The organism is Sphingomonas sp. Leaf407, assembly GCF_001425385.1.
Classification (GTDB): Bacteria; Pseudomonadota; Alphaproteobacteria; order Sphingomonadales; family Sphingomonadaceae; genus Sphingomonas.
Window position 1 is genome coordinate 118,870 of record NZ_LMQO01000002.1, and the last position, 23,095, is coordinate 141,964.

The 23,095-nt window shown below is 68.0% G+C and carries 23 protein-coding genes; 13 read left to right on the forward strand and 10 right to left on the reverse strand.

Going from position 1 to position 23,095, the window contains the following annotated elements; translation table 11 throughout:
- Positions 1–120: 120 nt before the first annotated feature.
- From ASG37_RS06990 to katG, 5 genes are all read right to left on the reverse strand, one after another.
- Positions 121–2,244: a TonB-dependent siderophore receptor gene (locus tag ASG37_RS06990; RefSeq protein WP_235525135.1), complete on the reverse strand. Its 2,124-nt coding sequence runs from the start codon at positions 2,242–2,244 to the stop codon at positions 121–123.
- Between the two features lie 153 nt (positions 2,245–2,397).
- Positions 2,398–3,480: an alpha/beta fold hydrolase gene (locus ASG37_RS06995; protein ID WP_055757596.1), complete on the reverse strand. Its 1,083-nt coding sequence runs from the start codon at positions 3,478–3,480 to the stop codon at positions 2,398–2,400.
- Between the two features lie 27 nt (positions 3,481–3,507).
- Positions 3,508–4,143 (reverse strand): hypothetical protein, encoded by a 636-nt coding sequence (locus ASG37_RS07000; protein WP_055757598.1) that lies wholly within the window; start codon positions 4,141–4,143, stop codon positions 3,508–3,510.
- Complete coding sequence (locus ASG37_RS07005; protein ID WP_321163611.1) at positions 4,140–4,442, reverse strand: PadR family transcriptional regulator; 303 nt, start codon at positions 4,440–4,442, stop codon at positions 4,140–4,142. The genes ASG37_RS07000 and ASG37_RS07005 overlap by 4 nt, the downstream gene beginning before the upstream one ends.
- Before the next feature lie 121 nt (positions 4,443–4,563).
- Complete coding sequence (gene katG, locus ASG37_RS07010; protein ID WP_055757603.1) at positions 4,564–6,783, reverse strand: catalase/peroxidase HPI; 2,220 nt, start codon at positions 6,781–6,783, stop codon at positions 4,564–4,566.
- A 144-nt stretch (positions 6,784–6,927) separates the two neighbouring features.
- Between katG and ASG37_RS07015 the strand changes: the two genes are divergently transcribed.
- The gene (locus ASG37_RS07015) at positions 6,928–7,407 is read left to right on the forward strand and encodes a nucleoside deaminase (protein ID WP_055757605.1); all 480 of its coding nucleotides are present in this window, start codon (positions 6,928–6,930) and stop codon (positions 7,405–7,407) included.
- A 156-nt stretch (positions 7,408–7,563) separates the two neighbouring features.
- On the opposite strand, the gene ASG37_RS18010 is transcribed toward ASG37_RS07015, so the two are convergent.
- The 4 genes from ASG37_RS18010 to ASG37_RS07030 all read right to left on the reverse strand — a co-directional run bounded on the left by ASG37_RS18010 (position 7,564) and on the right by ASG37_RS07030 (position 10,005).
- Entirely contained in the window at positions 7,564–7,857 is a 294-nt protein-coding gene (locus tag ASG37_RS18010) for a hypothetical protein (protein ID WP_235525136.1), read from the reverse strand.
- Positions 7,858–7,896: 39 nt separating this feature from the next.
- Positions 7,897–8,442, reverse strand: coding sequence for a polysaccharide deacetylase family protein (locus ASG37_RS18015; protein WP_235525137.1), 546 nt, complete (start codon positions 8,440–8,442; stop codon positions 7,897–7,899).
- A 243-nt stretch (positions 8,443–8,685) separates the two neighbouring features.
- Complete coding sequence (locus tag ASG37_RS07025) at positions 8,686–9,075, reverse strand: hypothetical protein (protein ID WP_055757607.1); 390 nt, start codon at positions 9,073–9,075, stop codon at positions 8,686–8,688.
- A gap of 318 nt (positions 9,076–9,393) precedes the next feature.
- Complete coding sequence (locus tag ASG37_RS07030) at positions 9,394–10,005, reverse strand: TetR/AcrR family transcriptional regulator (protein WP_055757609.1); 612 nt, start codon at positions 10,003–10,005, stop codon at positions 9,394–9,396.
- 107 nt (positions 10,006–10,112) lie between these two features.
- Between ASG37_RS07030 and ASG37_RS07035 the strand changes: the two genes are divergently transcribed.
- Positions 10,113–10,565 (forward strand): tRNA (cytidine(34)-2'-O)-methyltransferase, encoded by a 453-nt coding sequence (locus ASG37_RS07035; RefSeq protein WP_055758654.1) that lies wholly within the window; start codon positions 10,113–10,115, stop codon positions 10,563–10,565.
- Between the two features lie 136 nt (positions 10,566–10,701).
- Here the strand turns inward: ASG37_RS07035 and galA are convergent, their stop codons facing one another.
- Positions 10,702–13,188 carry a beta-galactosidase GalA gene (galA, locus tag ASG37_RS07040; protein ID WP_055757611.1) on the reverse strand — a complete coding sequence of 829 codons (2,487 nt, stop codon included), beginning with the start codon at positions 13,186–13,188 and terminating at the stop codon, positions 10,702–10,704.
- 151 nt (positions 13,189–13,339) lie between these two features.
- Between galA and ASG37_RS07045 the strand changes: the two genes are divergently transcribed.
- From ASG37_RS07045 to ASG37_RS07095, 11 genes are all read left to right on the forward strand, one after another.
- Positions 13,340–13,774 carry a LuxR C-terminal-related transcriptional regulator gene (locus tag ASG37_RS07045; protein ID WP_082448062.1) on the forward strand — a complete coding sequence of 145 codons (435 nt, stop codon included), beginning with the start codon at positions 13,340–13,342 and terminating at the stop codon, positions 13,772–13,774.
- A gap of 29 nt (positions 13,775–13,803) precedes the next feature.
- On the forward strand, positions 13,804–14,142 hold the full coding sequence (locus ASG37_RS07050; RefSeq protein WP_055757613.1) for a hypothetical protein: 339 nt from the start codon (positions 13,804–13,806) through the stop codon (positions 14,140–14,142).
- A gap of 21 nt (positions 14,143–14,163) precedes the next feature.
- Positions 14,164–14,637 carry a hypothetical protein gene (locus tag ASG37_RS07055; RefSeq protein WP_055757615.1) on the forward strand — a complete coding sequence of 158 codons (474 nt, stop codon included), beginning with the start codon at positions 14,164–14,166 and terminating at the stop codon, positions 14,635–14,637.
- Positions 14,634–15,068, forward strand: coding sequence for a MarR family winged helix-turn-helix transcriptional regulator (locus tag ASG37_RS07060; RefSeq protein ID WP_162233455.1), 435 nt, complete (start codon positions 14,634–14,636; stop codon positions 15,066–15,068). The genes ASG37_RS07055 and ASG37_RS07060 overlap by 4 nt, the downstream gene beginning before the upstream one ends.
- Positions 15,069–15,099: 31 nt before the next feature.
- Complete coding sequence (locus tag ASG37_RS07065; protein ID WP_055757620.1) at positions 15,100–15,282, forward strand: hypothetical protein; 183 nt, start codon at positions 15,100–15,102, stop codon at positions 15,280–15,282.
- Between the two features lie 203 nt (positions 15,283–15,485).
- On the forward strand, positions 15,486–18,506 hold the full coding sequence (locus tag ASG37_RS07070; protein WP_235525138.1) for a TonB-dependent receptor domain-containing protein: 3,021 nt from the start codon (positions 15,486–15,488) through the stop codon (positions 18,504–18,506).
- A gap of 58 nt (positions 18,507–18,564) precedes the next feature.
- Positions 18,565–20,139 carry a glycoside hydrolase family 28 protein gene (locus ASG37_RS07075; protein ID WP_082448063.1) on the forward strand — a complete coding sequence of 525 codons (1,575 nt, stop codon included), beginning with the start codon at positions 18,565–18,567 and terminating at the stop codon, positions 20,137–20,139.
- A gap of 140 nt (positions 20,140–20,279) precedes the next feature.
- A complete protein-coding gene (locus ASG37_RS07080) occupies positions 20,280–21,632 on the forward strand; it encodes a S41 family peptidase (RefSeq protein WP_055758663.1) in 1,353 nt (450 codons plus the stop codon).
- Positions 21,633–21,635: 3 nt separating this feature from the next.
- Entirely contained in the window at positions 21,636–22,115 is a 480-nt protein-coding gene (locus ASG37_RS07085; RefSeq protein ID WP_055757624.1) for a disulfide bond formation protein B, read from the forward strand.
- Complete coding sequence (locus ASG37_RS07090; protein WP_055757626.1) at positions 22,112–22,651, forward strand: demethoxyubiquinone hydroxylase family protein; 540 nt, start codon at positions 22,112–22,114, stop codon at positions 22,649–22,651. Before ASG37_RS07085 ends, ASG37_RS07090 begins: the two co-directional genes overlap by 4 nt.
- A 34-nt stretch (positions 22,652–22,685) precedes the next feature.
- Positions 22,686–23,093 (forward strand): hypothetical protein, encoded by a 408-nt coding sequence (locus ASG37_RS07095; RefSeq protein WP_414887959.1) that lies wholly within the window; start codon positions 22,686–22,688, stop codon positions 23,091–23,093.
- Positions 23,094–23,095 lie beyond the last annotated feature (2 nt).

The window sequence follows — 23,095 nt, forward strand, 5'->3', positions numbered from 1 at the left end:
GCCCGTTGCGTCTATGGGTTCCCGCCTGCGCGGGAACGACGAACAGCCGTAGCATCCGCTCCGCCCGGTCTTGCGGTGGCCAGCCGGTGTCGCGGTGGAGGGGGGCCGGTTTCCTCCTCCTCAAAAACTCGTGCGCAGCCCGATCGCGGCGGTGCGCGGGGCACCGGGCTGGACCCACAGCGGCGAATAGCTGTTGGCGTACCACCGCGCGTCGAACAGATTCTGCACCGCCGCGAACAGCGTGACGCCGTCGACCGGCTCGACCTCACCGAAGATGCGGGCAAGCGTGTGCGAGGGCAGGGTGAAGGCGGTGCCGGTTTCGCCCGATCGATCGCCGACATGGTGCATGCCGCCCCCGGCGCGCGCCTTGCGGCCGGCGAGGGTGAAGTCCCTGGCAAGCTGCACGTTCAGAGTGTGGTCGGGAATGTTGACGAGCCGGTCGCCGGGGCGGATCTGGAAGTTGAAATTGGGTTCGAGCAACGTCGATCGCGCCTCGGCATCGAGATAGGCATAGCTGAACAGCACCTCGACATCGCCCGGCAGGCGGCCGGTCAGGTCGAGTTCGACACCGCGACTGCGCGCCTTGCCGATCGCGACCGAAAAGCCGGGATTGCCGGTGTCGCTGGCCAGCACGTTCGACTTGGTCAGTTCGAACGCCGCCAGCGTGGCGTTCCACCGGCCGCCGGGCAGGGCCAGCTTGATGCCGACTTCCTTCGACCGGCTGATCTCGGGATCGAAGATCGCGCCGGTCACGTCGGTGCCGATGTTGGCGCGAAACCCCTCGCCATAGGCGGCATAGAGGGTGAGCGGATCGCTCAACCGATAGACGAGCCCGGCCTGCGGGCTGAACCGGCCGACGCTGCGGTCGCTGTCGATCCCGGTCAGGCGGTTGAGCGTGCGCAGGCGGACCGAATCATACCGCCCGCCGACGCGCAGTTGCAGCCGGTCGGTCAGCGCGATCTGGTCCTGCACGAACGCCCCGTTCGATTCCTGCACGTCGAGGCGATCGTTCTGCGGCCCCGGGGTCGGCAAGGGGAAGCGTCCATAGACCGGATCGGCGATGTCGAGGACATAGCCCGCGCGGTCGGTGGTCGTCGCGCCGACGACGGCGGGGCGGACGCGGCCGAACTGCTGGTCGTTGTCGAACCGGTCGAGATCGGCACCGATCAGGACGCGGTGGCGGAGCGTGCCCGTGTCGAACGCACCCGACAGTTCGGCGCGCACGACCCACTGGCGCGAATCATACCGCCGCGAGCGGCGCTGGCGCGACAGCGAGCGGCCGTCGCGGAACAGCTTCTGGCGGGCCGGCACCAGTTCGGCATCCGATGAAAAGCCGGTGAGCAGCGTGTCGCGCAGGCTGGCACCGACGAGCAGGCTCCAGTCGCCGCTCAGGTCGTGCTGGACGCGGAGCTGGTGGCCGGTCGCGCGCGCGATGGTATCGCCGTCGCCCGGCTCGCCGAGGAAGCGCGTGCGGGGCACGGTGGCGAAGTCGCCGTTCAGCACGACGATGCCGCGATCGAACGGTGTCTCGACCCGCGTCCATTCGAAATCATAGGTCAGCCGTGTCCGCGACCCGATCGCGAGGCCGACCGAAGGAAGGAAGCCCCGGCGGTGGAGGTCGACGCTGTCGCGGAACGTGTCGCCATCCTCGGCATAGCCGATCAACCGGGCGGTGAGCGTGTCGGTGAGCGCCAGATTGACGTCGGCTTCGCTGCGCAGCCGGTCGAAGCTGCCGAGTTGCAGCGACGTGCTGCCGAAGGTGCGGCCGATCTCCGCCTGTTTGGTGACGAGGTTGACGGTGCCGCCCGGCTCGCCGCGTCCCAGCAGCGCCGCCGCCGGGCCTTTCAACACCTCGACCCGTTCGATCCCGGCGACGTCGCGCGGGCCGCCGAAACCGCGTCCGCCGTTGAAGCCGTTGACGAGATAGCCGGTCGGGATATTCTCGTCACCGGCGAAGCCGCGCACCGCGAAACTGTCGAACAGGCCGCCGAGCGTGTTCTGGCGCGAAACCGACGCGTTGAGATCGAGCGCGTCGCCCAGCCGCAGGAAATTGTTTTCCTTGAGCGTTTCCTCGTCGATCTGCGCGATCGACTGCGGGATTTCGGCAAGGGTGAAGTCGCCGCGATAGGCCTGTCGCACGCCGGTGACGGTGATTTCCTGATCGGCCGGCGCGGCATCGTCCCCCGGCTCGTGCGCCGCCGCCGGTGCCGCCGCCAGCAGCGCCGAACCGGCGAGGCACATCATCAAACTCGCGCGCGAAGCGTGGCGCAGCATATCAACCCCCGTTGTTGGCCAGGCCGCGCGGGCAGGACCGGCGACAGGAGCGCGCCTCATGGCGGCACGTTACACCATCGTCAATGAGATGTTATATCAGTTACGCCGCCAACGCCGACCCGGTTATCGCTTCACCGACAGCGCATCGTCCAGCCAGTCGCCGACCAGCGCGACGGCGCGCGGCGAGCCGAAGTTGGGGCCAAGCCGTGCCACCTCGTCCTCGCCACCGGTCACGGCACCGTCCTGAAACCAGTGGCTGAGGCCGGCGAGTACGACCACCTTGCCACGCGGGTTGTCGCGCAACGCTGCCCGCGCGGCGGCGGATTCCTCGGCGGCGGAGATCAGCGGGTCCTTCTCGCCGAACACCGCGAGGACCGGGACGTGCAGCGCCTTCAGGTCGGAGGCGGAGCGTAGCCGGTCGGCCTGCCATGCTTCCTCGGTATCGATCATCGCCAGTGCGCTCTGCGCCTGCGCGGGCGAGAAGCCGGCATCCTCGAACCGCGCGATCGCCGCGATGCGCAGCGGCGTGATCGCGGCCATGTCCCGCCGGTCGATCCGCGCCTGAAGCAGCGCGGTGATCGCGTCGATCGCGGGGTCGACCACCGCCGGCGCGCGGCCGGCGGCGATCATCTGGTGGCGGATCGCGCGGGTGAGATAGGGCAGGCCGTCGCCCACCGATCCGGCCAGCGTCACGACCGCCGCGACCCCCCGATCGACTGCCGCGACCGCCGGGGCGACGACCCCGCCCTGGCTGTGCCCGACCAGTGCGATCCGCCGCCCGTCGATGTCGCCGCGCGCGCGCATCGCCGCGACGGCGGCGGTAGCATCGGCGGTCAGACGCGCCAGATCCTCCTTGTACGTCCCGCTCGACTGGCCGACGCCGCGCTTGTCATATTCCAGCGCGGCGATGCCGTCGGCGTTCAATCGCCGGATGAGCTCGTCATAGCCACCGCGTCCGTTGCGGCCGTGACCCTGGATCAGTACCGCCACCGGAACCCGCGCGCCATGCGCGGCGGTCGGCAGATGCAGCGTGCCGGCCAGGACGACGCCCGGTTCGGACGTGATCCGCACGTCGCTCGTCGTGCCGGCGGAGCGCACGGCGATCCGTACCGGCCGGGCATCGCCGGCCGGTGGCAACAATCCGCCCAGCATCAGCACCGGGCACAGCCCCGCCGCCAGCCGCATCAGGTTCAACGCGCCCGTCATCGTTCCTCTCCCGCTGGATCGGGGCGGTCAGGATGCCGTCCCGATATTCTCCCGTGCCGCGTCGTGCCACCATGCGAAGGCCGACACCGCCGCCAGTTCGGCCACCACCGCCGCGACCGGCAGCAGCAGCGTGGTCACGTCCAGCATCGCGCACGCCGTCAGGAGCGCGAGCGTCGTGATCGTCGCCGCGCCGAAGCGCATCGCGGTCGCGACCCGTGCCCAGTTCCGGTCGAGCACCCACCACGCCAGCGGCAGGTGGCAACCCGCCAGCGCCAGCAACAGCACCGCCAGCACCGGGCCGGTCGACCGCGTGCCCGCGTTCAGCAGCGAGACGTGCGTGCCGCTGCCGGTCAGGAAGCCGCCGAGGCCGTCGCTCGCCGCGACGAAGGGAAAGCCGAACAGCGTCGCGACCACCAGCATCGCCGCCACCGGCAACAGCAGCCCCAACGCCAGCGCATAGCCGGCCAGCAACCGGCGCCCCTCGCCATGCCGTGGCAGCATGCGCCATGCCCCGATCAGACAGCCCAGCGCGAAGCGGAGCGACCGTCCATCGGCGGCGGCGGCGGGCTGTTCGGCGAGCATCGCCGCACCCCATGCCGCATGGCGCGTGCCGAGGCTGCGGACCGCGAGCGCGAGGAGCAGCCGGGCAAGCGGCGCGCTCATGCCGGAAACGGCACGCCGTCGGGCGCGGGGCGATCGGTGGCGAGGTCCCGCGCCAGTTGCCGTCCGGCGGCGGTCAATCGATAGGCATGGCGCGGCGGCCGGCCGGGGTGCTCGGGGGCACACCACTCTGCCTCGACCAGTCGCTGATCGGTCATGCGCATCAGCAACGGATAGATCGTCCCCGACATCAGCCCGGTCGCCTTCATCAGCTCATAGCCATGCCACGATTCGGGCGCGCGTCCCGCCAGTGCTTCGATCAGCGTCAGCATCTGTGGCGAAGGGCGACGGGTCCGGGCCATGCATCAAACACAACATATGTAGAGTTAAGCGTCAAGCGACTTGATCGACGCGCATGAAAAGGGGTGCCCGGACCTTATGTCCGGGCACCCCCGTCACGCTGTCGCGCGGATCAGAAGGCGATCATGCCTGTCCGAGATCGAACCGGTCGGCCATCATCACCTTGGTCCATGCCGCCACGAAGTCCTTGGCGAACTTCTCGCCGGCGTCGTCGCAGGCATAGACTTCCGAAATCGCACGCAACTGCGAATTGGAGCCATAGACCAGATCGGTGCGCGACGCTGTCCACTTCTGCTCGTGGGTGTGGCGGTTGGTGCCGACGAACTCCTGATCGCTGTCGTCGCTGACCTGCTTCCATGCGGTGGCCATGTCGAGCAGGTTGACAAAGAAGTCGTTGGTGAGCTGTCCCGGCCGGGTAGTGAACACGCCGTGGTCCTTTGCCTTGCTGTGATTCGCCCCCAGCACGCGCAGCCCCGCGACCAGCACCGCCATTTCGGGTGCCGACAGGCCGAGCAGTTGCGCCCGGTCGATCATCAGCTCCTCGGTCGGCACGTTGAACTGCACCTGCAGATAGTTGCGGAATGCATCGGCCTTCGGCTCGAGCACCGCGAAGCTCTCCACATCGGTCCAGTCCTGCGTCGCGTCGGTCCGGCCGCCGACGAACGGCACCGCAACGTCGTGACCGGTCGGCGCGATTGCCTGTTCGAGGCCGACGACCCCGCCCAGCACGATCAGGTCGGCGATCGACACGGTCTTGCCGCCCTTGCCGTCAAAACCGGCCTTGATGCCCTCATAGACCGACAGCACCTTCGCCAGTTGTTCCGGCTCGTTGACGTCCCAGTCCTTTTGCGGGGCAAGGCGGATGCGGCCGCCATTGGCACCGCCACGCTTGTCCGACCCACGATAGGTCGAGGCCGACGACCACGCGGTCGTCACCAGTTCGGCGATCGACAGGCCCGACGCGGCGATCGCTTCCTTCAACGTGGCGACCTCGGCATCGCCGATCGCCTCGCCTGCCAGCTTGGGGACCGGGTCCTGCCAGATCAGGTCTTCCTTGGGTACTTCCGGTCCGAGCAACCGGACGTTCGGCCCCATGTCGCGGTGGGTCAGCTTGAACCACGCGCGCGCCCAGACATCGGCGAAATAGGCCGGGTCGGCGCGGAATTTCTGGCAGATCGCGTTATAGGCGGGGTCGACCTTCAGCGCCATGTCGGCGGTCGACATCATCGTCGGCACCTTCTTGTCCGGGGTGTGCGCCGCCGGGGCCAGCGTATCCTCAGGGTTGCCGACCGGCTGCCACTGGTGCGCGCCCGCCGGGCTTTTCACCAGTTCATATTCATGGTCGAACAGCATGTCGAAATAGGTCATGTCCCACGTCGTCGGCGTCGGCGTCCATGCGCCTTCGAGGCCCGAGGTGATCGTGTGATCGCCCATGCCGCTCTCGTGCGTCGATGCCCAGCCCAGACCCTGCGCGGCGATGTCCGCGCCTTCGGGCTCGGTGCCGACATGGGCGGGGTCGCCCGCGCCATGCGCCTTGCCGAAGGTATGGCCACCGGCGGTCAGCGCCACCGTCTCCTCGTCGTTCATGCCCATGCGCGCGAACGTCTCGCGCATGTCGCGCGCCGAACCCTTGGGCATCGGGCAGCCGCCCGGACCTTCGGGATTCACATAGATCAGGCCGTGCTGGATCGCGGCGAGCGGGCTTTCGAGCGCGAGGCCGGCTTCCTCGTCGATCCGGGTCTGGCCGAGCCACTCTTCCTCGGTGCCCCAGTAGACGTCCTTTTCGGGCTCGAACACGTCCTCGCGTCCGCCGCCAAAGCCGAAGGTCGGCCCGCCCATCGATTCGATCGCGACATTGCCGGCGAGGATGAACAGGTCGGCCCAGCTCAACTGGCGGCCGTATTTCTGCTTGATCGGCCACAACAGGCGGCGTGCCTTGTCGAGATTGCCGTTGTCGGGCCACGAGTTGAGCGGGGCGAAGCGCTGCTGCCCCGCCGACGAACCACCACGCCCGTCGCCGGTGCGATAGGTGCCGGCCGAATGCCACGCCATGCGGATGAAGAACGGGCCGTAATGGCCGTAATCGGCCGGCCACCACGGCTGGCTGTCGGTCATCAGCGCGGTCAGATCGGCCTTGAGCGCATCATAATCGATGCCTGCGAATTCGGCGCGATAGTCGAAGTCGTTGCCGAACGGATTGCCGCTGACGCCCTTTTGATGGAGGATGTCGATCGACAGCGCCTCGGGCCACCAGTCGCGCGCGGTCTGGCCCAGCAGGCGGCGCATCGCGGCAGGTTGCTTCTTGGGATCGTTGATCGGGCTGTTTTCGGGGATGGCGTCCATCGCAACTCTCTCCATGACTATTCCGCGTGGGATGACCGACCGGGGACACGTATTCCAACGATTTGAACCAATGTGTCCGATCGGATTTTTCGATGGGCCGGCCGCAGCGGCGGACCGGTCACACGAATTCCATCGAGGCCCGTCATGAACGCAACCGATATTGCCTGTCTCCGTCGCTGCGTCGATCTGGCCGGCGAAGCGGTGTCGGCGGGGGACGAACCGTTCGGGTCGCTGCTGGTGTCCGCCGATGGCACGGTGCTGTTCGAGGATCGCAACCGGACAGGCGGCGGCGATCCGACGCGGCATCCCGAATTCGCGATCGCCCGCTTCGCGGCGGAGCATCTGTCGCCGGAGGAACGCCGCGGCGCGACCGTCTATACCTCGGGCGAACATTGCGCGATGTGCGCGGCGGCGCACGGCCTCGTTGGGCTGGGGCGGATCGTCTATGCGACATCGACGCCGCAACTGGGGCAATGGCTGGCCGAGCTGGGCAGGCCGTCGCTCGGCATCGCGCCGCTGCGCGTCACCGATGTGGTTCCCGGTATCGAGGTTGCGGGACCCGTCGAGCAATTCGCCGACGAGGTCCGCGCCCTGCATGCGCGACGTGGGACGGACCGGGATTGAACAAGGCGTTCGACGTCTCCCCTCCCTGACAAGGGAGGGGGCGGGGGTGGGTCGGCCGGTTGTGGGAAGCCTACGTTTCCTCTCCGACCCACCCACCCCCAGCCCCTCCCTTGTCAGGGAGGGGAGCAACTTGCCGGAGTCCGGCGAATGTCGATCCTACACCGCCAGCCCGTTGGCCTCGACATGGGCGGCGATCTCGCCGGCGGTCGTCCACCAGATGCGCGGATCGTCCGCCTCGCGCAGGTCGCTCAACACCCGGGCGAGCGCGGGAACGCGGTGCGCCTGCCCCATGATATAGGGGTGGAGCGCGATGCCCAGCACGACCGGGCGGCGGTCGCATTCCGACAGGAGCTGCTCGACGGCGGAGCGGATCATGGCCGCGAATGTCTCCGCCTCCTGCCGGCGCTGGATGATCGCCGGGATGTCGTTGATCTCCTGCGAATAGGGCACCGACGACAGCCCGCCCTGCGCGGTCGACAGCCGGGTCGGCTAGTCGTCGTGCGCCCAGTCGAGGACGTAGCGATAGCCCGCTTGCGCCAGCAGGTCGGGCGTGTCGTGGCTTTCCGAAATCCAGGGCCCAAGCCACCCGGTCGGCCGCGTGCCGAGCGCGGCGAGGCGTTCGGTCACGTCCGCGATCAGACGTGCTTCGCGGCCGGGCGTCATGTCGCCCTGCGCCCGCGCGTTGCTGCCACCGTGCGCCGCGATCTCGTCGCCCCGGTCGCGGCAGGCTTCGGCAAGGCCGGGGCAGCGGTCGAGCACATCGGCGTTGAGCAGCGCGGTGGTGCGCAGCTCCAGCCGGTCGAACAGGTCGAACAGCCGCCATGCCCCGACGCGATTGCCGTAATCGCGCCACGCATAGTTCATCACATCGGGGTCGGTCTGCGACGGCGCCAGTTCGGCGCCCAGCCCGCCGCCGAAGTCGAACACCTCGTAATTTACGCCAAGATAGAGCGCGAGGCGCTTGCCGCCCGGCCAGTCATAGACCGGGCGATCGACGATGCTGCGATAGGGATAACGATCGTGGGAGGAAGCCATGGCGGGGCGAACGCACGAACCCTGCCATCGCTGCACCGACCGGTGTGTCGGAGTTCGTTTGAAAATTCGCGGGAGAGCGAATTTCAAGGCGGTGCCGGCCCGCTCCCCCTCGGGTCCCAGCAAAGTAATACTTTGCTGGGCTACCCTCTCCCGTCCACCCATTGAGTGTACCCTGTGGGTGGACGGGAGAGGGAGCGGGCCGGCACCGCAAAACGCGGCAATCGCGCGTTTTCCAACAGCCTCTCAGCCGCGGGCGTGGTTCCGGCTGCGCGCTGTGCCGATGCTGGCGACCATGGTTTCATACTGGTCGGTCGAAAAGCCCGCGCGCAGGAAAGTCTTGAGTTCATGCACCGGCACCGCGAACCCGCGATGCCAGCTCAGCACCGCCATGCGGCGCAGCGCTTCCAGTTGCGGATCGGCGAGGTGCGGACTGCCGCGTCGCGTGCCGAACACCCGGCCGAGCGCGACCGATACCCGCCCCGGCTCGCGCAGCGACGACAGGCGGTCATGTTGCGCCAGCGCGACAACCGACCATTCGAGCGCGCTGAGCCCGGTACGCGGCACAGCGGCGGTCTCGACGCTGCCTGCCTGCACTGCGAGCATCGGATCACCGGTGAAATCGACATAGGCCATGAACGGATCCTCCCTTTGGATGGCGCACGGTGGCTTGATCGGGGCGCGACCGGGCGGTCGCGGCCCCATGATGGTGCCGACGTGCAGATGCACCTCCGCCACCCGCCCGAGTACCGGGCCGGCGGACGTGCCGAAATTGAAGCATTGGACTGCGGCGTCGCCGACGTTACCGGGCGATCACCGCGAACACACAGGGTCGGGCATGGTGCAGCCTTTGCGGATACCATGGAGGCACCGCTACGATGCCCTCTTCTATACTGGTCGGTATATTAAGCGGCGAAGCAGTCGTCAACGCCTTTTATACCGACCGGTAGCTTTTTATCGCCCCGGCCACATCATCAGGCTGGTGGCGACCACCCGTTCCAGATCGGCGCGGGTCGCCCCCGATCCGGCCTGCACCGCCATCCCCTGCAGCACGGCGTAGAGATAGCCGGTCAAACCGGCGACATCGACATGGTCGGGCAGGTCGCCGTCGCGCTTGGCGCGTTCGAATCGTTCGACCAGTGCCGCCTGCGCGCAGGCGCGCCGCTGGATCATGTCGGCCTTGATCGATCCGGCGTCCGCGCCGCACGCAGTGGTGCTGATGACCCCGAGGCACCCCTTGGGGCCGCCGCTGTCGGTCTGCGCATCGATCGCGCCGCGCATGAAATATTCGGCGACGGCGCGCGCGGTCGGCTGGTTCAGCGCCTCGCGGGTATAGGCCATCTTCTCGGCTTCGTAGAGGTCGAGCGCCTTGTGGAACAACGCTTCCTTGTTGCCGAACGCGGCATAGAGGCTGGGCTTGGTGATGCCCATCGCGTCGGTCAGATCGGCCATCGACGCGCCGTCATAGCCCTTGGCCCAGAACACGCCAAGCGCCTTGGCGAGTGCTGCATCGACGCAGAATTCGCGGGGCCGACCCTTGGGCGGGGGAGTTGCAAGCGATTCCATAACGGCCGGTACATAAGGAGGGCGTCCCCCGGTGGCAAGCCGGCGTGGCGGCGGCGGCAAGGATCGCCCGGCTTGCCAATCGCGCCGGCGCGCGCCAAGCGGCGGCGATGCGTATCGCCCTGTTCGAGCCCGAGATCGCCGGTAACGTCGGTGCCGTGTTGCGCCTGTGCGCCTGTCTGGGCGCCACGGTCGACCTGATCGAGCCGCTGGGCTTTACATGGGACGACCGGCGGGTGCGCCGCGCGGCGATGGACTATATCGATCACGTCACCGTCACCCGCCACGCCGATTTCGCTGCGTTTCGCGCCACGCTGGACGGCGGCCGGCTGGTGCTGTTCTCCACCAAGGCGACCGAGTCGGCCTATCGTTTCGGCTATGCGCCGGGCGACGTGCTGCTGTTCGGCAAGGAGAGCGCGGGCGTGCCGCAAGGCGTGGCCGATGCGTGCGACGCACTCGTCCGCCTGCCGATGAAGGGCGCGGTGCGATCGATGAACCTCGCCACCTCCGCCGCGCTGGCACTGGGCGAGGCGCTGCGCCAGACCGGCGGCCTGCCCGGGTAGGGGTTGATCCATCCACCTTCGAAACAGGCGTCATCCCAGCGCATATGCGGGGCAGGAGCCGCGGGAGGCCCCAGCCTTCGCTGGGGCGACGCTTCCGTTCAGATGGATCTGATTCGGGCGGGGAACCGGCCGGGCGTCACCCCGGCTGTGGCAGCAGGATCAATTGCCCCGATGTCAGCCCATCGCCGGTGGCGGTGATCCTGACCGGGCCGGTGCCGCGCCCGACGCGGACGATCGCCTGCGCCAGCCCGGCGAACGCCCTCCGCCGGTCGGCCTGATCGGCCTCGAGACTGGTCGGGTTGCCGTTGCCGACACCGATGATCGTCGCATTGCCCGCGACCGCGAAGCGCAGCAGATCGGCGGCATCCGGCACGATGCGTCCCTTCGCATCGACCACTTCGGCGCGGACCATCACCACGTCCTGCCCGCTGGCCAGCGGCCGGCGGCGATCGGCGGTCAGCACGACGGCGGCGGCGGTCCCGGCCGTCTCGCGCACGTCGCGCGCGGTGCGGCGGCCCTTGTCAAACCCGCGCGCCTCGATCCGGCCCGGCGCATAGGGCACGTCCCAGCGCAGGTGCCGGTTGCGCGGCATCGGCTTGCGCCCGAGCGAGCGGCCGTTGAGCAGCAGCTCGACCTCGGCGCAATTGCCATGCACCCACACCTCGATCGGCTGGCCTTCCTTGCCCGGCCAGTTCCAGTGCGGCAGCAGATGGACCAGCGGCTGGTCGGGCCGCCACCACGCGCGGTAATAATAGAAATTGTCCTTGGGGAAGCCGCAGGTGTCGAGCACGCCGAAATAGCTCGAGATGCTGGGAAACGCCGGATAGGGCGTCGGTTCGCCGCGATAGTCGAACCCGGTCCAGATGAACCCGCCGGCGATGTCGCTCCGGTCGGTGACGATCGTCCACCATTCCTCGGCGGTCGATGCCCACCACGGATGTTCGGTGTCATAGGCGCGCACGATCTGCCGCGCGGCATCGTTGGCATAGGCGCCGCGCGTCGCGACCGTGCTGCCGGTTTCCGATCCATAGACCGGTACGCCGGGATGGGCCGCCTTGAACGCGGGCATCCTGTCGGTGCGATAGTTGAAGCCGACCGTGTCGACGATCCTGGCGGCACCCTTGTCCCAGCTATTGTCGAACGCGAAGGTCGTCGGCCGGGTCGGGTCAAGCTCGCGCACCAGATCCTGCATCGCCTGCGTGACCCGCGCGCCGCGCGGCGATCCCTGCTGCGGTTCCTCGTTGCCGAGCGACCAGCTTATGACGCTGGGATGGTTGCGGTCGCGCCGCACGATGCGCGACAGTTCGTCCATCGCCGCGGGATCGCTGCTGTTGCGCCGGGCCTCGACGATCATCAGCATGCCCATCGCGTCGCACAGGTCGAGCATCGCGGCGGCGGGGGGATTGTGCGCGCTGCGCCAGGCGTTCGATCCCATCTCCTGCAACTGCGCGATCCGCCATGCGTGGAGCGCGTCGGGGATGCCGGTGCCGACCCCGGCATGGTCCTGATGGTTGCAGCTTCCCAGCAGCTTGACCGGCCGTTCGTTGAGCAGGAAGCCGCGCGCGCCGTCGAAGCGGACCGTGCGGATGCCGAACGGGGTGACATAGGTGTCGACCGTGATGCCGTCGACCGCCACCTCGCTGTGCAGCCGGTAGCGATACGGCGTCTCGACCGACCACAGCTGCGGCGCGGCGATCCGCGCGCTGCCGGTCGCGGTCGCGGTGGTGTGCGGGGCGACCGTCAGCGACGTTTCGGGCAGCGTCGCCACCGCCTGTCCGTTTGCGCCGACGATCCGCTGGCGCACCACCGCCGCGACCGGGGCGGGGCCGTCGTTGCGGACCTCCAGCACGACCGCAACGCTCGCGCCGTCGCTGCCGACGGTGCTGCGCACCACGCTGCCCCATTGCGGCACATGGACGCGGTTGGCGCGCACCAGATCGACATGGCGGTAGATCCCGGCGCCTTCATAGAACCAGCCTTCGCCAAGCGACGCATCGACCCGCAGCGCGATCACGTTCGGCCCGCCGTCGTAATCGAGGAAGTCGCCGATCGGCACCGCGAACGGCGCATAGCCGCTTTCGTTACGGCCGGCGACATAGCCGTTCACGAACACGATGCAGTCGCGGAACACGCCGTCGAACTCGATCCAGAGCGCGCGGTCGCGGTCGGCGGCGTCGATGGCGATCGGGGTGCGATACCAGCCGACGCTGTTTCCGGGAAAGTCGCGGCCGATCGCCTTGAAGCCATGCGCGGCGGCGGCGTCCTCGGTTTCCTTCGTCGCCGCCGCGGCCGGTCTGGCGAACGGCAGCGCCACCGCCCAGTCGTGCGGCACCATCACCGCCTGCCAGCCCTTGTCGTCGAACGCCGGGCTGGAGGCGTCGGCGGTGACGCCCGCCTTGGCATAGGTCCGCTGATACCGTCCGAAGCCGAAGTCCTGTTCGACGTCGGCGGCATGGCCGAGGTGGAAGCGCCAGTCGGCCAGCCGTTCGACCCGCCGGGGACCGATGTACACCGGGGCAGGGGCCTCGCCCGACACGCCGGCATGCGCCGATCCCAGTCCCGGCAGCGCGACCGCTCCGGCCAGCGCGCCCGCGGCAATCGCCTCGCGACGGGAAATCAGCATCGTTCGTCTCTCCTGACGTGGCGGCTGCCGCTTCCGGCCCGCCTTGATTTGTCTGATGAATGCGTAGCCAAGAATATACCCGGCAGCAATGTGGTTTCGCCGCCGCGTACGCCCGGTCGATCTCGCTGAAAATGACGTTAATGATCGCGTGATGGAGCATCCCGCCGACGACCGATTCGCGAAACTGACCCCGCGCCAGCGCGAATTGCTGCGGCTGGTGCATGAACACCGCAAATCGGCCGAGATTGCCCACATGCTGGGGCTGAGCGCGCGCTATGTCGATAACCAATTGATCGACGCCAAGAATATCCTCGGCGCGACCAGCCGGTTCGATGCCGCGCGGCGGTTCGCGGCGCATGAATCGGGGGTGGAATCGATACACCCTGTATCTTCTCCATCTTCCCCGCCGCCGCTCTGGCCGCTTCCCATGCCGTTGCCGGACAGCACCGGCCGCAGGAACATGATGAGCTGGCAACAGGTCGCCCTGTGGGGGGCGATCATCGCGATCGCCACCCCGGTCGGGTTGACCGTGGCGGCGATGGTCATCGTGGCACTGGGGCTGCTGTTCGGCCAGACCGCATCATAGCCGGCATGCAGATGCCGAGGGGAACGACCATGCAGCACCTCACCGCCACCAGCCTCACCGTCGCCGACGATCTGCGTCGCGCCGAACATTTGATCAACGTCGCGATGCGCGATACCGCGCAGTTCCTGATGACCACGCTCGACGCCACCTCGGCGCACGGCCTGTCGGCGGCGATGACGCATGGCACGGTCAAGGCGACGGTCGGCGCGCTCGGCTCGCTGGTCGAAAGCCAGTCGCAGATGGCGATGCGCGCGCATGTCGCGATCGAGCGGACCGGACGGCAACTCGGCCTGACCGAGACGAGCTGGGGCGAATTGCTGCCCAAACCGTCGGGCAGCGCCGACGCGCCCGTGCCCGTCATGGCCTGATCCGGCGGCCGAAGCTTCCCGATGGCGACGAACGTCCTTTTCGCGCTGCTGTTCTGGGCCGTGTTCCTCGGCGTCAACGGCTATGCCGCGTGGCGCGGCGGCCGGCCCGAACGGATCGGCGCGGCGATCAACGTCATCGGCTGCATCGCGACGCTGGTTGTCCGGCTGCTGTCGGCCTCGGCATGGCTGCCCGCCGCGCTGTCGGTCCTGACGATCGACTTCGCGGTGGCGGCGGGCTTCTTCTGGCTGGCGGTGCGCACGACGCGCTTCTGGCCGGTCTGGGCGTTCGGCTTCACGCTGGCGAACCTGCTGGTCAGCATCGCCGCCGCGCTGCTGCCGGCGGTCGCGCCTTTCGTCTATCACACCGGCCTCGGTCTTTACGCCTATCTCGCCTTCGCGGCGCTGGCGCTCGGCACGATGCAATTGCCCCGCGACGCCGGGCCGGTCCTTCGTAACGGATTCCGATCGTCATGGATGCCACCGCAACCGAAATGATCGACGTGTTGGTGCGCCTGCCGCGCGCCACCGTCCTGCAGTTCGTCGGCACCGCCCGGCCCGACCCGGTCGATCCCGCCGCCCGCCGTCTGGAACAGGCGAGCGCGATGCTCGCCGGCCGCCGCGCGCGCGGTGCCGCCTTCGCGGGGCTGCGCTTCGTCGAACCGGCGTGGGACATGATCCTCGCGCTGTACGTCGCAACTGCCGAGGGGCAGCGGACCAACGTCCTCAAGCTCTGCGCGGCGAGCGGCGCGTCGACCACCACCGCGCTGCGCCTGATCGAGAATTTCGAGGCGCGCGGCTATGTCGAACGGCGGCCCGATCCGACCGACGCGCGCAGCATCCTGATCGTGATGCTGCCAACGCTCGCGAACGCGCTCGACGGCTGGCTCGATTCGTTCGGCCGGGGCGCGCTGCCCGACCTTGGCTGACGCGGCCGCATCGGCCCCACGCGATCGATCGATGACCCGGACCCGCCGCCTCGTCCTGTCGGCCATCGTGTCGGTCGCCATCGCCGGCGCGGCGGGCGGGGCGGCGACCCATCGTCCCGCGATCGCCCGGTGGTGGCAGCGGATGCACCTCCATCATCCCGGCGACGCGCTGCTCGATCGGCGCGGGCATAATTTCCATCATTTTGCCGATTGACTGCCAGCGCTGGCAATCGTAGCAGTTCGCTCAGGGATACAGCGGTCCAAAACTGGTAGCGCTATCATTCCTTTCCGCCAGCCGAAGGATCGGCGGCGGAAACCCGTGTCGCAGTCGCGGCGACGGGAGGGACTAGGGGAGGACATATGAAACAGCACCGGGCCACTCGCCATCTTTGCTCCGTCGCGTTGCTACCGCTGGCAATGTTGGCGTCGCCGTCGTTCGCGCAACAGGCCGCGCCGCAGGGCGAGGCGACTCCCGCCGTCGAACCCGATGCCGCCGCCGAGATCGTCGTCACCGGATCGCGCATCGCCCGTACCGGGTTCGACGCATCGACCCCGGTCAACGTCGTGGGGCAGGAGGACATCAAGCTGTCGGGCAACGTCAACGTCGAAAAGACGCTGGCGCAGATCCCGCAGGCGGTCGGCTCGGCGCTCGGCAGCGCGACCGCGAACACCGTGCCCGGCGGCTATGCCGACGTGAACCTGCGCGGCTTCGGGTCGCAGCGCAATCTGGTGCTGGTCAACGGCCGCCGCTTCGCGATCTTCGGGCCGGAGCAGGTAACGGATCTCAACACCATCCCGTCGACGCTGATCGCCCGGACCGAGGTCGTGACCGGCGGATCGTCGGCGGTCTATGGATCGGATGCGATCACCGGCGTCATCAACTTCATCATGCGCGACGATTTCGAGGGGCTGGAGGCACGCGCCCAGGTCAACCTCGACGCGCATACCACCACCCCGGTCTACAACTTCGACGTGACGCTCGGCGGCAACTTCGCCGAGGATCGCGGCAACGTCGTCGTCTCGGGCAACTACCTCAAGCGCGGGTCGATCACGCGCGGGCAGCGCGGCGGCTATGCGTTCGACACGCTGGTCGACGGTTGCGTCGTGCCCGGCACCGCCAGCCCGAACCGCGCCGGCACCCCGTTCAGCAACAGCTCGACGACCAACTGCGCCGCGAACGGTGGCGAACTGGGCTTCGTGGCGGGCGGCAGCGGTGATATTCCCAACGGCCGTTTCTCGGGCATCCCCGCCTTCGCCAACGCCAGCCCCGCGTTGCAGGCGGCCTATGCCGCCGCCGGCCTGACCGGTCTTGGCTCGCGCGGCTTCACCTTCAACAATGGCGGCACCGCCGCGCGTCCGGCGCTGACCCCGCAGGATGATTTCAACCTCGGGCCGTTCAACTATCTCATCCAGCCGCAGGAACGCTGGATGATTAACAGCTTCGGTCATTACGACCTGAACGACAACATCACCGCCTATATGGAGCTGCACTACAGCAACAACACGGTCGATGCGCAGCTTGCGCCGGTCAACGTCGGCACCTCGACGCTGCTCGACGTCAACAATCCTTTCCTGACGCCGCAGCTCCAGAACGTGCTGCGCCTGCTCGACCAGGCGGAGACGGGGACGATCACCGTCACCAGCGGATCGGCGCGGCGCACGACCGTCGCCGGCGACGGGCTGGCGGTGCTGACCGCCGGGCGGCGGTATGTCGAGAATGGCGCGCGCTTCGCCAGCGAACGGCGCAACGTGTTCCGCGGCGCATGGGGCCTGCGCGGCACGATCGGCGATGCGACCGAGAATTTCCTGACCGACCTGAAGTTCGACGTCTATTACACCTATGCCCGCAGCGAGGACACGTTGCAACTGCGCAACGCCATCTCGCGCAGCCGCTTGCAGACGGCGCTCCTGTCGCAGAACGGCGCCGCGCCGGTCTGCAACATCTTTGGCGCCAACGTGTCGGCGGCGTGCGTCAGCGCGGTGTCGATCGGTGCTACCAACACGACGATGGCGACGCAGCAGGTCGCGCAGGCCAGCGTCACCGGCAATCTGTTCCGCCTGCCCGCCGGGCCGGTCGGCTTCTCCTATGGCTATGAATGGCGCGAATCGAGCGCGCGCTTCACCCCCGACACCTTCCTCGCTTCGGGCGACGTGGTCGGCTTCAACCCCGGCCTGCCGACCGCCGGCAAGGTGGGCGTGAAGGAAGTGTTCGGCGAAGTCCGCGTACCGCTGATCCACAACACGCCGTTCATCGACAGCCTCGTCGCCAACGGCGCGTTCCGTTATTCGAACTACGACCTGAACGGCATCGGCGGGGTGTGGACCTATCTCGGCGGGCTCGACTGGCGGATCAACCGCGACGTGACGTTGCGCGGCCAGTATCAGCGCGCGATCCGCGCGCCGAGCGTCGCCGAACTGTTCGGCGGCACCAGCCGGCAGATCGCGACCGCGACCGATCCCTGCTCCGGCCGGTCGGCGGCGGCGCAGCAGACCGCCGCCGTCCGCGCGCTGTGCGTGGCGACCGGCGTGCCCGCCGCCAACGTGTTCGGCGGCGGCGTGCAGCCCAATGCGTTCTTCTCGTCCGACCTCGGCGGCAATCCGAACCTTCGCGAAGAAGTGTCGGACACCTATACGCTGGGCGTCGTGTTCACGCCGCGCTTCGCCCCGCGCCTGACCGCCAGCGTCGATTATTTCAACATCTCGCTGGAAGGTGCCGTGGCGCAACTGGGCGGCGGGCTCCAGAACACGCTGAACCTGTGCTATTACACCATCCAGGACATCAACAGCGAGTTCTGCCGCGCGGTGCAGCGCAACCCGCTGAACGGCGAAATCAACGAGCCGTTCGCGGTACAGGTGCGCAACGCCAACAGCGGCCTGCTCAAGACCTCGGGGCTGGACTTCGCACTGCGCTACCGCGTGCCGCTGGGCTTCGGTTTCCCCGGTGTGGCGAGCGACAGCTCGCTCGACATCGCGACCAGCTATACGTGGCTGAACGAGTTCACCTCGACGCCGGTCGCCGCACTCCCCAACCTGCGCAACGAATGCGTCGGCGCGTTCGGCACCACCTGCGGCCAGCCGCTGCCGCGCTGGCGCGGCAACACCCGGCTGACGTGGAACAACGATGGCCTCAGCCTCTCGCTGCGCCATCGCTACATCGGCCCGGTCTATACCGACCGTTATCTGGTGCCGCTGCGCCAAGGCGCGGCGGTGGTGCCGGACCGTGCCACGCTGGTCTATCCGCGCCTGCCCGCGCAGAATTATTTCGACCTGTCGTTCAACTATGACGCGACGCGCAAGATCGAGCTGTTCGGCGGTGTGAACAACATCTTCGATCGCGATCCGCCGGTGACGACGCAGGGGCCGAACGCCAATACCTTCTCGGCCACCTACGACGTGATCGGGGCGGAATTCTTCCTTGGCGCGACGCTGAAATTCTGATCCCTCCCTGGGGCCGCGCAATCCCCTGCGCGGCCCCTTTTTCTTTTGAGGCTCGCTGATGCTGGATCGTCGTCATGTCATGCTGGGCGGGGCGGGGCTGCTCGCCGCCGCGACCCTTGGTGCGCATCCCGCCCGCGCGCTGGCCCGGCCCCTGCGCGGTGGCGGCATGGTCGACGTCCGCCGCTTCGGCGCGAAAGGCGACGGCATCGCCATCGACAGCCATGCCGTCAACAAGGCGATCGATCATGTCGCGGCGCGCGGCGGCGGCACCGTGTATTTTTCGGCGGGCACCTATGCCTGTTACACCATCCGCCTGAAAAGCCGGGTGACGCTGCACCTCGACAATGGCGCGGTCATTCTCGCCGCGGCACCCGTCGGCACCACCGGCTACGACATCGCCGAACCCAATCCATGGGACATGTACCAGGATTACGGCCACAGCCACTGGCGCAACAGTCTGATCTGGGGCGAAGGGCTCCACGACATCGCGATCGAGGGGCACGGCCTGATCTGGGGCAAGGGGCTGGGGCGCGGCGACGGCAAGGACGACTGGCTGAAGGACCCCAATGGTCCGGGGACCGGCAACAAGGCGATCGCGCTCAAGAACTGCCGCAACGTGACGTTGCAGGATTTCCGCATGCTGGAGGGCGGCTGGTTCGCCTTGCTGGCGACCGGGGTCGACAATCTGGTGATCGACAACGTGCTGTGCGACACCAACCGCGATGGCTTCGACATCGATTGCTGCCGCAACGTCCGGGTGAGCAACTGCACCGTCAACTCGCCCTATGACGACGCGATCTGCCCCAAGAGCAGCTATGCGCTGGGCGAGGCGCGCGTGACCGAGAACGTCACCATCGCCAATTGTCTGGTGATGGGCAATTATCAGGTCGGATCGGTCCTCGATGGCACCTTCAAGCGGATGCCACCCGAGTTCGCCCCGCTGATCCATGGCCGGATCAAGTTCGGGACCGAGAGCAACGGCGGTTTCCGCAACATCGCCATCACCAACTGCATCTTCGACCAGAGCCGGGGCCTCGCCTTCCAAACCGTCGACGGCGGCGTGGTGGAGGACATCACCGTCAGCAACGTGACGATGCGCGGCACCGTCAACGGCCCATTGTTCCTGCGGCTGGGCAAGCGGATGCGCGGACCGGCCGGGCGGCCGATCGGCACGATGAAGCGCATCCTGATCCAGAACGTCACCAGTTCGGACGCGACGCTGCTCCCGTCGGTCGTCGCCGGGCTGGCCGACCGTCCGATCGAGGATCTGACCATCTCGGGCCTATATCTCCATCATGTCGGCGGCGCGGCCCCGGCGATGGCGGCGCTGGTGCCGCCGGAGAACGAACTGGGCTATCCCGAAGCGACGATGTTCGGCGATCTGCCCGCGACCGGGCTGTTCGTGCGCCATGTCCGGGGGCTGGAACTGCGCGACATCGAGATCGCCGTCGCCACGCCCGATCCGCGCCCGGCGCTGCGGCTGGAGGATGTGGTGGGCGCCGATCTCCACCGCATCCGCGTGCCCGCCGGGGCCGGCGCGCTGGTGACGCGCGACGTGCGCGACCTGTCGCTCACCGGCAACCGCTGGACGGCGGACCGTCAGCTCGCCGGCCCGCTCGACACGCGCTACTGAGAAAAGCCATTGCCGGGGTGACGGATGCCCCGGTCATGCCCGCACCCCATCCATCTCCCGTTCATCCACTCTGTTCTTTGATCGTACGGACTTTTCCCGCTAGTGTTGCGCCGGTGCCGCAGTTGAAAGCTCCTATGGTCATGTCCCGTTCGTACTCCCACGCCGCCGCCATTCTCGGCGCGCTGGCACTGGTTCCCGTCGCCACGGGGGCGATGGCGCAGGCCGATGCGGGCAGCTTCCGCGAACTCGATACCTTCATGGACGTCTACAACCGGGTGAAGGCGAGCTATGTCGACAAGGTCGACGACAAGACGCTGATGGAAGGCGCGATGCGCGGCATGCTCGCAGCACTCGACCCGCATTCGAGCTATCTCGACGCCAAGGATTTCGAGAATCTGCGCATCGCCACCTCGGGCAATTATTCGGGCCTCGGCCTGTCGGTCACGATGGAGGACGGCGCGGTCAAGGTCATCACCCCGACCGAGGATACGCCCGCCGCGCGCGCCGGCATCAAGTCGGGCGATTACATCACCCATGTCGACGGCAAGCTGATCGTCGGCGGCACGCTCGACGAAGCGGTCGCACAGATGCGCGGGCCGACGGGATCGAAGGTGTCGCTGACGCTGGTCCGCCCCGGCCGCGACAAGCCGATCGAACTGACATTGGTGCGCGGCACGATCGTGCAGAAGCCGGTCAAGTGGGAGGTGAAGGACGACATCGGCGTCATCAACATCAACACCTTCAGCGAATCGACCGGGGCCGACACCCGCGCCGCCATCGCCGCGATCGACCGGCAACTGGGCCACAAGCCCAAGGGCTATATCATCGACCTGCGCGACAATGGCGGCGGGCTGCTGACGCAGGCGATCGAGGTGTCCGACACCTTCCTCGCGCGCGGCGAGATCGTCTCGCAGCGCGGCCGCGACAAGGCGGATACCGAACGCTATTTCGCCGAGGAGATGGTGCCGGGCGATCTGGCGCAGGGGCTGCCGATCATCGTGCTGACCAACCCCGGCACCGCCTCCGCCTCCGAGATCGTCGCCGGCGCGTTGCAGGATCACCACCGCGCGATCGTGATGGGCGAGCGCAGCTTCGGCAAGGGATCGGTCCAGTCGATCTTTGATCTCTCGAAGAACACCGCCGTGCGCCTGACCACCGCGCGCTATCACACGCCGTCGGGCCGGTCGGTGCAGGAAGGCGGCATCGACCCCGACCTGAAGGTGCCGCAGATTTCCGATCCCGACTACAAGGATCGCCCGGTGTACCGCGAGGCCGATCTGCGCCGCCACCTCGTCAACGAAGCCGGCGTCGACGACAAGACGCTGACCGAGGATACCAAGGACGATCCGCGCTTCGCCGAAACCGCCGAATCCTTGAAGAAGCGCGGGGTCGACGATTTCCAGCTCTATTACGCGCTGCAGACGATGGGCCGCACCGGCCCGGCGACCCGCATGGCCGCCGCCGCCGCCGCCCCCAAAGCCGCCAAGCGCTGATCGATGCGGGCCAACGACCTTCCGCTCGCGCGCCTGATCGCGCTGCTCCTGCCGCTGACGCTGATTGTGGGGGCGCTGGCCTCGCAATATCTGGGCGGGCTGGTTCCGTGCGAGATGTGCCACTGGCAGCGCTGGCCGCACTATGCCGCCATCGCCTTCGCCGCGCTGTCGTTCGTGGTGCCGCGCACCCATGCCAAGCGCGCGCTGGTGATGCTCGCCGGGGCGTCGGTCGCGATCAGTGGCCTCATCGGCGTGTTCCATGCCGGCGTTGAGTATCACTGGTGGCAGGGCGTCACCGCCTGCACCAACACGTTGCGCGGCGGCGGCGGCGACCTGTTGGCGGCGATCGTCGCGCAGCCGGTCATCCGCTGCGACGTGGCGCAATGGTCGTTCCTCGGCATCTCGCTGGCCGGATTCAACGCGATCTTTTCGCTCGTTGGCGCGTTCATGGTCCTGTGGCTGGCGACACGGAGGCGGACATGAGCAAATGGCGGCCGGGCGACCGGAAACCGGGCGGCATCCGCTCGATGATCCGGGTGGATCAGGCGGGCGAATATGGTGCGACCCGCATCTATGCCGGGCAACTGGCGGTGATGGGCGATCGTAGTCCCATGTCGGCGGCGATCCAGGGGATGGCGGCGCAGGAGGTCGAGCACCGCGCCTATTTCGACGCGCTGATGGCCGAACGCGGCGTGCGCCCGACGATCATCCAGGCGATCTGGGACGTGGCCGGCTTCGCACTGGGCGCGGTGACGGCGGCGATCGGCCCGGAGGCGGCGATGGCCTGCACCGCCGCGGTCGAAACCGAGATCGACAAACATTACGAGGACCAGTTGATCGAGCTGGGCGACGACGATCCCGAACTGGGCGCTGCGATCGCGAAGTTCCAGGCCGAGGAACTGGAGCATAAGGAAGCGGCGCTGGCGCATGGGGCCGAACGCGCGCCCGCCTATCCGCTGTTGTCGGGGGCGATCCGCGCGGGGTGTCGCATCGCCATCGAAGTATCGAAACGGATTTGACCGACGGTGCGTTGTCGGCTTTGAACAGGAGCGTATGATGACCCGCTATCTTCTCGCCGGTGCCGCCGCGATCACCGCCTTCGCCATGCCCGTTCTGGCCACGCCTGCCGCCGCGCAGGTGCAGAACGGCACGCTGGTCATCTACGGCAACGACAAATGCCCGACCAACACCAATGGTGAGGAAATCGTCGTCTGCGTCCGCCGCAGCGAACAGGAACGCTTCCGCATTCCCAAGGAACTGCGCGAGCTGGAAGTGACGCCCGAGAACGAAAGCTGGGCGATGCGTGCCGAGGCGAACCAGAATGTCGGCGCGACCGGCACCGGAAGCTGCTCGACGGTCGGCCCCGGCGGCCAGACCGGTTGCTTCGTCCAGCGCGCCAACGCCGCCCGTGCCGAACGCCGCGCCCGCCGCGATGCCGAGACGAACATCCCGCTGCCGTAAGG